This window comes from Nocardia sp. NPDC057668 (assembly GCF_042799795.1).
Classification (GTDB): Bacteria; Actinomycetota; Actinomycetes; order Mycobacteriales; family Mycobacteriaceae; genus Nocardia.
The window spans coordinates 138,123-151,186 of the sequence record NZ_JBHVIC010000002.1 but is presented as its reverse complement, the minus strand read 5'-3'; the positions used below and the strand labels follow the sequence as shown (position 1 = coordinate 151,186).

At 70.1% G+C, this 13,064-nt stretch carries 13 protein-coding genes; 8 read left to right on the top strand and 5 right to left on the bottom strand.

Features of this window, described 5'->3' with window-relative positions:
- Positions 1-279 precede the first annotated feature (279 nt).
- The 6 genes from ACFVBH_RS13665 (at position 280) to ACFVBH_RS13640 (ending at position 7,620) form a co-directional block, all read left to right on the top strand.
- Positions 280-1,221: a metal ABC transporter substrate-binding protein gene (locus tag ACFVBH_RS13665; protein ID WP_354987455.1), complete on the top strand. Its 942-nt coding sequence runs from the start codon at positions 280-282 to the stop codon at positions 1,219-1,221.
- A complete protein-coding gene (locus tag ACFVBH_RS13660; RefSeq protein ID WP_354987454.1) occupies positions 1,218-1,997 on the top strand; it encodes a metal ABC transporter ATP-binding protein in 780 nt (259 codons plus the stop codon). Before ACFVBH_RS13665 ends, ACFVBH_RS13660 begins: the two co-directional genes overlap by 4 nt.
- A 1-nt stretch (position 1,998) precedes the next feature.
- A complete protein-coding gene (locus ACFVBH_RS13655) occupies positions 1,999-2,892 on the top strand; it encodes a metal ABC transporter permease (protein WP_354987453.1) in 894 nt (297 codons plus the stop codon).
- A 40-nt stretch (positions 2,893-2,932) separates the two neighbouring features.
- On the top strand, positions 2,933-4,315 hold the full coding sequence (locus ACFVBH_RS13650) for an SWIM zinc finger family protein (protein ID WP_379001920.1): 1,383 nt from the start codon (positions 2,933-2,935) through the stop codon (positions 4,313-4,315).
- A 31-nt stretch (positions 4,316-4,346) separates the two neighbouring features.
- Positions 4,347-6,809: a hypothetical protein gene (locus ACFVBH_RS13645; protein ID WP_379001919.1), complete on the top strand. Its 2,463-nt coding sequence runs from the start codon at positions 4,347-4,349 to the stop codon at positions 6,807-6,809.
- A gap of 325 nt (positions 6,810-7,134) precedes the next feature.
- The gene (locus ACFVBH_RS13640) at positions 7,135-7,620 is read left to right on the top strand and encodes a lipopolysaccharide assembly LapA domain-containing protein (protein ID WP_379001918.1); all 486 of its coding nucleotides are present in this window, start codon (positions 7,135-7,137) and stop codon (positions 7,618-7,620) included.
- A 48-nt stretch (positions 7,621-7,668) separates the two neighbouring features.
- On the opposite strand, the gene ACFVBH_RS13635 is transcribed toward ACFVBH_RS13640, so the two are convergent.
- Positions 7,669-8,103 carry an SRPBCC family protein gene (locus ACFVBH_RS13635; protein WP_379001917.1) on the bottom strand — a complete coding sequence of 145 codons (435 nt, stop codon included), beginning with the start codon at positions 8,101-8,103 and terminating at the stop codon, positions 7,669-7,671.
- Positions 8,104-8,161: 58 nt separating this feature from the next.
- Positions 8,162-8,566, bottom strand: a complete 405-nt coding sequence (locus ACFVBH_RS13630) for a hypothetical protein (RefSeq protein ID WP_354991748.1) — start codon at positions 8,564-8,566, stop codon at positions 8,162-8,164.
- Between the two features lie 186 nt (positions 8,567-8,752).
- On the opposite strand from ACFVBH_RS13630, the gene ACFVBH_RS13625 reads away from it, so the two are divergent.
- Entirely contained in the window at positions 8,753-9,544 is a 792-nt protein-coding gene (locus ACFVBH_RS13625; RefSeq protein ID WP_354991747.1) for an SAM-dependent methyltransferase, read from the top strand.
- A gap of 1 nt (position 9,545) precedes the next feature.
- Here ACFVBH_RS13625 and ACFVBH_RS13620 read toward each other — a convergent pair whose 3' ends face one another.
- The 3 genes from ACFVBH_RS13620 to ACFVBH_RS13610 form a co-directional block, all read right to left on the bottom strand.
- A complete protein-coding gene (locus ACFVBH_RS13620; RefSeq protein WP_379001916.1) occupies positions 9,546-10,616 on the bottom strand; it encodes an alpha/beta hydrolase in 1,071 nt (356 codons plus the stop codon).
- A gap of 165 nt (positions 10,617-10,781) precedes the next feature.
- Positions 10,782-11,882 (bottom strand): NAD(P)-dependent alcohol dehydrogenase, encoded by a 1,101-nt coding sequence (locus tag ACFVBH_RS13615; protein WP_379001915.1) that lies wholly within the window; start codon positions 11,880-11,882, stop codon positions 10,782-10,784.
- Positions 11,883-11,884: 2 nt separating this feature from the next.
- Positions 11,885-12,352 (bottom strand): DUF4334 domain-containing protein, encoded by a 468-nt coding sequence (locus ACFVBH_RS13610; protein ID WP_354991745.1) that lies wholly within the window; start codon positions 12,350-12,352, stop codon positions 11,885-11,887.
- A gap of 79 nt (positions 12,353-12,431) precedes the next feature.
- On the opposite strand from ACFVBH_RS13610, the gene ACFVBH_RS13605 reads away from it, so the two are divergent.
- The gene (locus ACFVBH_RS13605; protein WP_354991744.1) at positions 12,432-12,986 is read left to right on the top strand and encodes a TetR family transcriptional regulator; all 555 of its coding nucleotides are present in this window, start codon (positions 12,432-12,434) and stop codon (positions 12,984-12,986) included.
- Positions 12,987-13,064 lie beyond the last annotated feature (78 nt).

Sequence of the window (13,064 nt, the reverse complement as noted above, 5' to 3'; positions counted from 1 at the left end):
GTCGCGCGGTGTTTGCCCGGCGCGGTCCGATTCGGCGCGTGCCGAATTCTCGCATCCGGATGACCGACGGTAGGTCCGTTGAATGCTGATTCCCGGAGGTTTTCGGGGCTGCGGTTCAATGTCAGAGCTAATAATCAGCAACCCACCCGGATATCGGGGTCCCGATTGGCTGGACGAGCAGGAAACGCCCGGTCGGGCGGGTATGCCGAGACTGTGATCCAGCTGTTATTCGAACGCCCGGTCTTGAAAGTTCGGGGAACCGAACTTTATATTCAGGTGATGAAGGTTTGGATTCGGCGGTCCGGGCGTGTGCCGCTGCGCGCGCTGACATCGATCGGCGGTGTGTGCGCGCTGCTGCTCGCGCTCACCGCGTGCGGCGGCGAATCGGATCGTGACGGCAAGCCGACGGTGCTCACCACGTTCACCGTCCTGGCCGATATCGCGCGCAATGTGGCGGGGGAGCACCTGGCGGTCGAGTCGATCACCAAGGTGGGGGCCGAGATTCACGGGTACGAGCCGACGCCGGGGGATATCCGCAAGGCGGCCAAGGCCGATCTGATCATCGACAACGGGCTGAACCTGGAAGCGTGGTTCTCCCAGTTCGTCACCGACGCGAAGGTCGAGCACGTGGTCGTCACCGACGGGGTGTCCCCGATCGCGATCGGGGAGGACGCCTACCGGGGCAAGCCGAACCCGCACGCGTGGATGTCGCCGCTGAACGTGCAGATCTACGTGGACAACATGGTTCGCGCGTTCGAGCAGCTCGCGCCCGCGCACGCCGCGGACTTCCGCGCCAACGGCGACGCCTACAAGGCGAAGCTGCAGCAGGTGCATACCGATCTGGTCGGCACGCTGTCCGGATTGCCCGCGAACGAGCGGGCGCTGGTCACCTGCGAAGGCGCGTTCTCCTATCTCGCCCGCGACGCCGGGCTGACCGAGAAGTACATCTGGGCGGTCAACGCCGAGCAGCAGGCGACCCCGCAGCAAATCACCTCGGCCATCGATTTCGTGCGCGCCAACAAGGTGCCCGCGGTGTTCTGCGAATCCACCGTCTCCGACGCGCCCATGCGGCGGGTGGTCGAGGCGACCGGCGCCAGGTTCGGCGGCACCCTGTACGTCGATTCCCTCTCGGAGAGTGACGGTCCCGTGCCCACCTATCTCGATCTCATCCGGCACGACGCCGCCACCATCACCACCGCGCTGACCGGACGCGCGTCATGAGCGCGGCGATCGACGTCGCGGACGTCAGCGTGCACTACGGCGACCTGCTCGCCCTGGACGGCGTCACCGTCGCCGTGGGCAGCGGCCGGATCTGCGGACTCGTCGGCATGAACGGCTCGGGCAAGTCGACGCTCTTCAAATCCATCATGGGACTCGTCCGCCCCGACCGCGGCACGGTGCTGATCAACGGCGCCGCCCCGGCGGCCGCGCGCAAATCCGGTGTCCTGGGCTATGTTCCGCAGAGCGAGGACGTGGACTGGAGCTTCCCGCTCTCGGTCGGCGACGTGGTGATGACCGGCCGCTACGGCCACATGGGCTTCACCCGCAGACCCCGGCGCGCGGACCGGGAAGCCGTCGCGCACGCGCTGGAGCGGGTCGAACTGACGGACCTGGCGGGCAGGCAGATCGGCCAGCTGTCCGGCGGACAGCGCAAACGCGCCTTCGTCGCGCGTGGAATCGCCCAGGGCGCAACGGTGCTGCTGCTGGACGAGCCCTTCGCCGGGGTCGACAAGCGGTCCGAGGCGACCATCACGACCCTGCTGCGCGAACTCGCCGCGGACGGGGTCACCGTGCTCATCTCCACCCACGATCTGCACGCGCTGCCCGGTCTCGCCGACGAGGCCATCCTGCTCAATCGGCGGGTGCTGGCGCACGGCGATCCGCGCGAGGTGCTGCGCCCGGAGAACCTGGCGCTGGCCTTCGGCATGGATGTGCTCGACCGCGACGTGCCGGACCGGGACCTGCCGGTCCGCGACGCGCTGCCGAAGGCGGGCTGAGATGAGCCTGTCCGAAATGCTGCTGGACCCACTGGGTTACGAGTTCATGACCCGCGCGCTGCTGACCAGCGTGATCACCGCCGTGGTGTGCGGCATGCTGTCCTGCTGGCTGGTGCTGATCGGCTGGTCGCTCATGGGTGACGCGGTCTCGCACGCCGTGCTGCCCGGGGTGGTGCTGGCCTACATCGTGGGCGCGCCCTTCGCCGTCGGCGCGGTCATCTTCGGCTTCCTGGCCGTCGCCCTGATCGGCGTGGTGCGCAGCACCAGCCGGGTCAAGGAGGACGCCGCCATCGGCATCGTGTTCTCCACCCTGTTCGCCTCGGGTCTGGTGCTGATCTCGGTGACGCCCAGCCAAACCGACCTGAACCACATCATCTTCGGCAATCTGCTGGGCGTGAGCCGCGCGGAGCTGATCCAGGTCGCGGTGCTGGCCGTCATCGTGCTGGCCGCGCTGTACCTGAAGCGCCGCGACTTCACGCTCTACGCCTTCGACCCCACTCATGCGCACGCGATCGGCCTGCACCCCAAGCTGATCGGCACCGCGCTGCTCGGATTGCTCGCGCTCACGGCGGTATTGGCGCTGCAGGCGGTCGGGGTGATCCTGGTGGTCGCCATGCTCATCATTCCCGGGGCCACGGCCTACCTGCTCACCGATCGCTTCGGCCGCATGCTGCTGATCGCGCCGACGGTCTCGGCCGTGTGCGCGGTGACCGGCCTGTACCTGAGCTACCACCTGGACACGGCGTCCGGCGCGATGATCGTGGTCGTGCAGGGCGCGGTCTTCACGCTCGTCTACCTGTTCGCGCCGCGACAGGGCGTGATAGGCAAGCGGATCGGCGCGGCGCGCCGGCGGTCGAACGCCGTGCGGGGGGTGGCCGCGGCACCCGCGGCCTGATCCGCGTTCGCTGTCGGTACCCCGCTCTACCGTGCGTCGCATGAGTTCGACAGCGACGCATTCGCTCACCTACCTCCGGCCGTCGGGCCTCGATCGTTCGGGTGGGCGCGACCTGCTCGGCCTGCAGACCAGCGGGGGGCGCACCCCCGGCGGCGACGTCGCCAATCCCACGTTCTTCCAAGGGTTTCTGAAGGATCCGGCGGTAGCGGCGGCGGGCCTGCTCGCGGTCGCCGACGTGGCCGCGGCTCGGTATTACGACCCGCGCCGGACGGGCTCGGGCCTGCTGGACCCGGTGGTGACCGGCAACGGCGACCGGTTGCGGTTCGAATCGTTCTCGGCGTGCTGCGGGGTGCACGCGCGGCTCGACGTGCTGGACTCCGGCCTGGACGGCGAGATCGGCCACGGGACAACGAATGTGGATGTGAACACCCCGCTGCGCGACGCGCTCAACGGCGTCACCGCGGGCGATCCGCTGCATCTCACCGTCGGCCCGCAGGAACTGGCCGTGGCCACCCTGGGCGACCGGGTGGTTGAGAAGAAGGTGCCGCTGCCGGACCGCTGGCTGCGCGGCTTCGCCGAAACCCAGGTGATAGCGGCGGGATTCGAGCTGCGCGCGGAGGTCTCCGCCGCCGAGGCGGTGCGCTTCCTGCGGTCGCTGCCGCGCTCGGGCGGCAACGCCGCGCGGGGCGGGCAGTGGGTGGCGGCGGCCGGGGGCAGGCTGCGGCTCACCTCGCGCCCGGCCGCGGGGACGGTATGCCTGCCGGGTCCGCAGCGGCTGGCCGCGCTGCATCGGGTGCTGCGCCAGGCGGATTCGCTGCGACTGTACGGCCCGCCGGCCGCCCCGGGCAGCGGATTGCTGGCCTCGGCGTGGGAGATCGGCCTGCCTGGAATGCGGCTCACGCTCACCCTCTCACCCGAGACCGGGCGCGGATTCTCCGGTGAGGGCACGGTATTGAACGCCCTGGCCGATGCCGAGACCGAATCGGACGCCGAGCTGCTGTCGGTGCTGCTGGCCTGGGATCCGCGTATCGACCTCGGCCTGCTCGCGGCACAGTCCGGACTCGCGGTCGAGCGGGTCCGATCGGCGTTGACGCGGCTGGGGGTCGACGGCCGCATCGGCTACGACCTCGCCGAAGCCGCGCACTACCATCGTGAACTGCCCTATGCCACAGGGCGAGTCGAACGGCACAACCCGCGGCTGAAGGCCGCCCGCGAGCTGGTCGCGGCGGGCGCGGTGCGACTCGAACCGGGCGAGATGGCCGACGTCGTCTCCGGGAGCTTCGTGCACCGCGTCCGCCTGGCCGCGGACGGCGCGTTCCAGTGCACCTGCGACTGGTGGGCCGGAACCGGCGGCGGGCGCGGCCCCTGCCGGCACGCGCTGGCCGTGCGCATCGCCCGCAACGGCGCTACCGCCGCGCTCTGATCACCGAACCTAGTCTTTCCCAAGGGTATTCATGACCAAGATCCTCGACGCGAAGCAGCTGACGAACACGCGTCCCTCCCGAATCGCCGACCTCGTCGCGTCCATGTCCGTCGCCGAGCGCCGAGCACTGGCGCCCGCGCTGAAGACCGCGCGTTCCGCGCTGCCGCGCCGCGGCTGGTGGGAGTCCTACTCGAAACCCCATGCGGCGGTGCAGCTGTGGGGGCTGGGCTGCCTGTCCACCCCCACGGCCGTGGCCCAGTGGCTCTCGGCCGGTGTCACCCGGCAGATCGACACCCGTCCCGAATCGCTGCTCGCCTGCCTCGAAGCCGGAGAGCGCGACGATGCCTGGCGCGCCGAACTCGCGGCCAAGCTCGCCGCCGGTCGCGCCGAAAGGTGGCAGGGTCTGCCGTACTTCCCGCTCATCGTGCACCTGGTGCGGACCTCGGACGCGCCGGTGCCCACCGACGATGCCTTCGTCCAGGCCTGGGCCGGCCGCCGGGACGGGGCAACGGTGCGGTTGTCGCCGCGGTGGCACGAGCATCAGCTGCCGATCGGGGTGAACCTGCGCGAGCAGTTGCGCGCCGACCCCTTCCTGCCCGCCCTGGCGCGCCGGCTGGTCGAGGTCAACGGCCTGAATCTCTTCAATGACCCGGATGTCCAGCACAGTTCGTGGCCGCACGCGCTGAACGAGCTGTCCCGCGCGGGCGTCGTCGACCGCGAGGAACTGCACACCTGCACCCTGAACGCGCTGCTGCGCGCCGATGGGCGAGCCTCCGACACGACGAGCAGGCTGAACGTTCTCGTCGCCCTGCGCGCCGAACCCGCCGAATGCGCCGTCCGCGCCGAGACCTACGCGCGGCTGCTCGCCGAGAGCCATTCGACCGTGGCCGGGCACGCGCAGGGTGTGCTCATCGCCCTGCACGAGGCGGGCAGCTACTCCGCGGCCGAGGTGGTCGCTCTCTCGGATGCGGTACTCGCGCGGCCGGAGAAGAAACTTGTTCGCGCCCAGCTGAGCTGGCTCGAGCGCATCGTGCGCGCCGAACCCGAGCACGTTTCCGCGGCGGTGCGTCTGTGGGCGGAGTTGGCCGCCACGATCGAGGACGCCACCCTGCGCGCCCGTGCCGAGAAGCTGGTGACCCGCTATCTGCCCGAGGCGGACGACGAGACCCGGATGGATCTGGCCGTCGCGCCGGAGCCGGAGATCGAGGAGCCCTTCGAACTGCCGCCACCGCTCGCGCCCGCACCGCTGAGTGAAATCCCCTCCACCCCTGGTGATCTGGCGGACATCTACCGCTGGCTATCGGCCCGATCAGGCGGCGACCCACGCGGCGGAGAGCGATTCTTCGACGGCCTGGTGCGCTTCGCGCACGCGGACCCCGCGGGCCTGGACGCCGCCCTGCGCCCGGCGCTGGACCACGATCTGAGCACCGTACGGGCCATCGAATCCGCAGCGCGGCAGCGCAACTGGTGGGGTCAGCAGCCGTGGGGGCCGCTGACCACGGCGGCCATCGCGCTCGGCATCATCGGGTACCGCCCGGCGCTGGACCGGCGAGCCACCGTGCTGGGTGAGCGCATGGCCGAATGGGCCGGGCTCGTCCTGTCGAAAGCGCCGCTGCCGCCGTGCGCGCTCGCCACCCCGACCTACGAGAACGGGCAGCTCGATGCCGCCGAGTTGCTCGCGCGCCTGCGCCTGCTCCACGCGGCCGGGATCCGGCCCGGCCCGATCGAATTCGCACAGGCCCTGGTGCGCGTCGCGCCCGGCGCCGATCCCGCGATTGGTGCCGCGGCCGCGGCGCTCGGCACGCCCGAGGGCATCGAGCTGGCGGCGGTCCTGGCCGGGCAGCCGCCCGCCGAACTTCCGGAACCGCTGCGCGCCGCCCGCCGCGGCCCCACCCGCAGATGGGACTACCTTTCCATCGCCGCCATCGAGTACCCCCAGCCGGAAGTGCTCGCCCGCTGGGACTTCTGGGATTCGAGCGTGCCCTACGTCGTGTTGCTGCTGGCGGAGCTGCCCGGGCCCAAGGGCAGGGCCGTGCACGATCAGGTCGTGCGCGCGCTCAGCGGCGACGACGCCCGGTACCGGACAGCGGGCATCGACGCCCTGGTCAGCCTGGCCGCCGCCGGTGAGCTGCAACCGCATGTGCTGGCCAAATGCCTGCGCCCGGAGACTCCCAACAAGCGGCTGGCCGGTTCGCTGCGCGAAGCGGTTTCGGCGCTGGGCCCGCATCGCGCCTGGCCGATCATCGACGCCGTCCTGCCTGTCCTGCTCGGGGCGGACGGCACCACCGGCCTCGCGGACGTGCTCGCGGTCGCCGCCGACTGCGCCCGCCGCTGCGGCGCCACGGCCGACTACCCGGCCCTGCACCCCCTGGCCGACCGTCGCGGCGCCACCCGCCTCGCTGCCGAAGCCCAGACTTTGCGCGAGACCCTGAATGCCGCTGCGGCCCCCGTGGATCTTCCGCGCACAGCGTCGGCCCCGGTGGGTGTCGCCTAGCGGCGCCGCCCGCCGCGTCATCGAAGCCCGCACTGTGCGAGAGGCCCTGAACGCTGCTGAGGCCCCGGGGGATCTCCCGCGCAACGCGGCGGTCCCGGTGGGTGTCACCTGGCGGCGCATCCGTCGGGTTTCCGTTGCCGGTTCCGCGGGTACCACCGCGGACCCGTCCGCCGGTGCTACCCGCGGACGGGTCCGCCGGTGTCGCCGTGCGGGAACCGCCCGGTACGCCGGCCGATTCAGCGGCCGATATTCGGGCACTTCCAAGATGTCGGACCGGTGCTGGGACGCATGTGAACTCGCCGGTCGCGAGAGACCGGAGGAGGTCATGGTGAAACCCGGAGATCAGAGCTTGCCGCCCGACCGGCCGACGCGGGACATCCCCGCGGTGTCCAGGCCGGGCGAGCCCACGCTGCCGAATGCGGAACCACGGGCGGCGCAACCGCCCTCGGCCCCGCCGGCTCATCCGCCCGCGGCCCCGCCCGCGCAGCCGCCCTCGGCCCCGCCGGTCGAGCCGAAATCCGAGCCCCCGCACCCCAGCGTCCGCCGTACTCGGGCGGGCAGCATCTGGGTGAGCCTGACGGCGGGCGGACTCTTCGGGGTCGCCCTGCTGATCTTCGTCGTGCAGAACACCGAGAGTGTGCGCCTGGGCTTCCTGGGCTGGCACTTCAACCTGCCGATCGGCGTCGCGATCCTGGTGGCCGCCGTCGTGGGCCTGCTTGTGATGGCGGTGGCGGGCAGCATCCGCATCATTCAACTGCGGCAGGCGTTCTCGAAGCTGAATCGCTCCGCGGCGCGTCAGAGACAGGGGTGAGCCCGGCCCGCCCGCGGCGATCCAGTCGCCGCGGGCGGGCGCGAGCCGCTAGCGCCCGTACAGCTCGACGAACTTGTCGAGCGATCGCTCCACGTCACCGCGCAGCGCCCGCGCCACCGCGGATCCGATCGGCCCGAACAGCGGCGCGCCGCCGAGCTCGAAATTGGCGGTGACATCGGACCCGGTGCGCGAGGGTTTGACGCTCAGCTCGATGCCGAACTTGGTGCCCCCGATCCCGGCGCCGGTCAGTACCAGGCGGTTCGGCGGTTCGGCGGTCTTGACCGTCCAGGTGACGCGGTTGCGGAAGCCCTTCACGGTGGCGACGCCGACCAGTTTGGTGCCGGGCGTCAACCCCTCGGGGACCGGTCCGCGCCAGCCCTCGTGCAGGGTCAGCCACTTGTCCAGTTCGGCCAGGTCGGAGGCGTGCGCCCAGGCCTGGTCGGGCGGGATCGGGACATCTACGGAAACCTTCAGTTTGGCCACGGACCAGATGGTATCTGTTACAAGTCGTATCTATTAACCTGGACAGCGGTTACGCGCGTCACTCGCACTTGCCGGTCCCGGCGTCGCGTGCGCCGTCGAGGGAAGCCTGCCGCTGTTCCTCGGTGAAGACCTGCCAGTCGGGCGTGCCCGGGAAGTCCGCGAGCGCGTCCGCGACGGCCCGATCGACGCCGGCCTGCCCGGAGTCCCGGCGGATCGTCTCGAAACGCTCGCTGAACTTCTCGCAGGTCTCGCGGCGCAGCACCGCGGGCGCGATCCCGGACGGCACCGAAACCGAGCGCGTATTCTCCGGCGGCAAAAGGTTTTTCGAGGTTGTCAGCGACGCCGCCCCCTCGGTCGTCGACAGCGCCGACGGTGTCGCGCCGGAATCACCGCCGATGTAATCGCAGGCCGAAATCGTCAGGGCCGTCGCACACAGGCAGACGGCGATCAGGTGGCGGCGCATGGCTCCTCTTCCGGAACAATCGAATCGCTTCGCACGGGCCGGGTCGGTCCCGGTGTCGTGATACCCCGTAATCCGGCGAATATTGCGAGCAAAGTCCCGCGCACGAAACCTCACGGTTGGCCCGCTGCGCCGACTAGCCTGTCCGAAGGGTTTGCGCTCGATCGGTCGATTGAACGGTGCTTGGAAATGAATGGGGAGTTCTCGCTGGACGTGCCGCACACCTCCCGCGTCTATGACTATTTTCTCGGCGGCAAGGACAACTACGAGGCCGATCGGCGAGCCGCCCAGGAAATCTTGAAGGTGTGGCCCGACATCCGAATCGCGGCGCGGGTCAATCGCCAGTTCATGCACCGCAGTACGCGATACCTGGCCGAGGCGGGCATCAAGCAGTTCCTGGACATCGGCACCGGCATCCCCACCGAGCCGAATCTGCACCAGATCGCCCAGGAGACCGCGCCCGACGCGCGGGTGGTCTACGTCGACAACGATCGCCTGGTGCTGGCGCACGCCCGTGCCCTGATGGCGGACGGCGAATCGGGCGCGACCACCTACATCCACGGCGACGTCACCGACCCCGAATCCATCCTGCGCGCACCGGAACTCGTCGAGATGTTCGATATGTCCGAGCCGGTCGGGGTCAGCATGATCGCGCTGCTGCATTTCGTCGAGGACGACATCCAGCGCATAGTCCGGACCTTCATGAGCGCGCTGGCCCCCGGCTCGTTCCTCGTGATCTGCACCATCACAGCGGATTTCGCGCCCGAGCAGGTGGAGGCCGCGCAGGAGGTCTATCGGGTGCGCAAATTGCCCGCCCAGGTCCGCACCCACGCCGAGCTGTCGTCCTGGTTCGCCGAGCTGGAACTCGTCGAACCCGGTGTGGTGCCCCCGCACCGCTGGGGGCTGGAGCAGACCATGGATATCTCCGCGACCTTCGACCGCAAGGTCTCCTGCTACTGCGCGGTCGGCCGGAAACCCTGACCTATTCGGGCATCTCCAGCCCGGCGGCGAGCATCGGCCACGAGCGGTGGAACGCGTCCTGCCAGTAGCCCCACGAATGCGTGCCTGTTTCGCGGAAGTCGAAGGTGGCCGGAATCCGGAGCTCGTTCAGTTTCGACTGCAGATTGCGCGTGCACCAGTTGGTGGCCGCTTCGATGACCCCGCCCACGATCAGCTGGTTGGCGATGCCGACCTGGGTCTTGTTCATGGTGTAGGGACTGTCGATGACATCGTGCGGGCCCGGCAGTCCCGTGCCCGTCGACACGAAAAGGCTGGTGCCGCGCAGACCTTCGGCGTTCACCACCGGATCGTTGGCCACCCAGGCGGGATCGCCGTCCGCGCCGTACAGGTTCTGGACGTCACCGCCGCCGTAGAGTTCGACGACCATCTTGACGAACTGCCTGCCCATCGGATCCGAGGTCTGCGCGCAGCCGCTGTATCCCGCCGCCGCCCGATAGAACCCGGGCTTGCGAATGACCATCTGCAGGATCGAGGTGGCGGTCATGGAATTGGCGGCGATGGCGTTGAGCCCGTTGGTGCCCAGCGCCGCGTCGATCAGCGGCGGCAGCTCGTCGAGGAAGAAGGTCTGCCATTTGTTCACCCCGAGGCTCGGGTCCTCGCGCAGCCAATCCGCGTAGTACGCGAACGCGCCGCCGATCGGCATGACGACGTTCACGTCCTTGGTCGCCAGGAAGTCGCCCACATCGGTGTTGTGCCACCAGGTCGCGAGGTCGACGCCGCCGCCCGCGCCGTTCAGCAGGTAGAGGGTGGGCCGCGCGGTCGAGGCGTCGCGCGGCCGCTGCACCTTGACGGTGATCTTCTTGTCCATGGCCACGGAGAAGACCTGCAGGGTCAGATTGCGGCCGTCGATGGTGCCGGAGACGATTTTCGAGCCGTTGGGCGCGGTCGGATCGGCCAGCAATTTGTGCGTCGCGATGATCGGGTCGGTGTCGTCGGCGAGGGCCGCGCCGCTGCCGAACGCGGTGGCCAGCGTGGCCGAGACGACCCCCGCGAGTGCCAGCGCCTTGATCCGGGTGATCGATCCGCGTCTCAATTCAAGCCCTTCGTTCTCCGCAGGCTCGTATCGAGGTCCCGCCCGGTCCCGCATCGCGGGAATCTTCGTGGACGTTACAAGCGCCGACGATTTCCGGATCAGCCGAGTCGCGCTGTGCCCGTTGCGAATCGGTGCATATTCGCTATATCGGAGTTTCGCCGGCCGCTACACCGTCGCCCAGGTGAGTACCGGTTTGACAATGTGCCCGGCGCGCTGATCGGCCAGCGCGCGGTCGATATCGGTATGCGGATAGGTGCGCACCAGGCGATCCAGCGGCAGACGTCCGGCGGCATGCAGCGCGAGCAGTTCCGGAATGAAGCGCGCGGGAATCGAATCCCCTTCCAGGCAGCCGTGAATCGACTTTCCGGACAGGACCAGGTCGCGGACGTCGATCGGCGGTATGCCCGCGCCGAGCCCGACCGCGGCCGCCGCGCCGCCGACCCCGAGCACGCCGACCGCGGTGGCCAGGACGTCGGGCCGGCCGGTGGTGTCCAGCGCGTGCGTCGCGCCGCCCGCGGTGAGTTCGCCGATCGCGGCGGACACATCGACCGTGCCAGGGTCGAGTGCGGCGACGGCGCCGAGTTCGAGCGCCGTGTCCCGGCGGGCGGCGGCGGTCTCGACCACGATGACCCGGGTGTCCGGCAGGGTCAGCGCGGCGAGCAGTCCGGCCAGGCCCACGGCACCCGCACCGAAGATCACCAACGTTGAATCGGGCTCCGGGCGAAGCACATTGAGTACGGCGCCCGCGCCCGTCTGGAACCCGCAGCCCAGCGGGGCGGCGACGGCGAGGTCGGTTCCGGGCGGCACCACGACGGTGTTGTCGGGCGTGCTCAGCGCGTACCCGGCGAGGCTGGATTGTCCGAAGAAGCCGTCCCGCACCGGTTTTCCCGCGGCAGTGACCCGCGGCGTCCGGTCCGGGCGGGCGCCGAACTGATTCAGCCGCACCGACTGCGCGCAGTATGCGGGCCGCCCGAGCCGGCAGTTGCGGCAGGCGCCGCAGTGCCGGAAGGTCAGCACGACCCGATCGCCGGGCCGGACCCCGGTGACTTCCGAGCCCACCGCCGCAACGGTTCCCGCGCCTTCGTGCCCGAGCAGCACCGGGCGCTCGTCGCTCCCGGCCGCGCGGGAGACCAGGTCGGTGTGGCAGATTCCGGCGGCCTCGACGCGCACCAGGATCTCGTGCGCGCGTGGGTCGTCCACGACGACGGGTTCGATGTGGAATCCGGCGCGGGGGTCACGCGAGAGCGCGGCGGTGGTGACGGGCATGATCAGACCCGCTCGAGCAGGAAGTAGAAGTGCTCGCCGCCGGCCAGCACCTGCTCGGCGCGGCCGTTCATGATGCCCATCAGGGTCTGATCGTCGAGCCGTTTGAAATGGTCGAAGACGGGCCGGCCGTCGTAGACCATGGTCGCGGTGACCTCACCGCGGAACTCGATGTTCCACAGACTGGCGATGCCGTCGCCGAGCTTCACGTCGGAGAACAGCGAGCCGTCCTCGGCCCGGCAGATCAGCGGTTCGGCCTCGGCCAGGGACCGGAAGTTCTTGCCGTACCAGCGACTGCGATCCAGGGCGCGGCACAGCGGATGGCCGGTTCGGAAGGCCGCGCCCCGCCATTCGCCCAGGATGTCCTGCGCGCGAACGGTTTCCAGGGTCGCCCAGATCTCGTCCAGCTCCGCGGCGGTCACCCCCTCCGGCTGTGCGGCCAGTTCCCGCCACCGTTCGACCGTGCCCGCCATGACGCCTCCTGTTTCCCGAACCATTCAGTTCGGGAAACCTACACCCGAACCGTTTGGTTCGGCAAGATAGGATGCCGCCATGCGCGCAGCCGGACACGCCACCAGGGAGCGGATTCTCGCCGCCGCCAAGGCCGAATTCGCCGAACACGGCGTCGCCGGGGCCCGCATCAATCGCATCGCGGCATCCGCGCAGGCCAGCAAGGATCGCCTCTACGCCTACTTCGCAGGCAAGAACGAGCTCTACGCCGCGGTCACCGATCAGTGGGTCACCGAGACCTCCCGGGTCACCGCCCTGGACGCCGGCGACCTGCCCGCGTACGCCGGCCGGCTCTTCGATCACTACCTCGCGCACCCCGACAACGCCCGCCTGCAGACCTGGGCCGATATCGAGCGCACCGCGATCCCGGAGGCGGAGGCGGCGATCGCCCGGGCCGTCGCCCCCAAACTCGCCGAGCTGCGCCGGGGCCAGCGCGCGGGCCTGATCACCGACGCCTTCCATCCGCTCACCCTGCTGACCCTGCTCACCGATCTCGCGCGCACCTCGGCCCTGCACGCCCTGGGCGCCCCGGAATCCGATGTGGCCGAGCGCCGCTCCTCCACCGTGCGCGCCGCACAGCGCCTCATCGCCCCGTAGCGCGGTCTCGGCCACCACCGGGCTGATTGCGATGAAACCGCCGGGGCCGTCGCGCCCCGCATCGTAGAATTTCGGCCG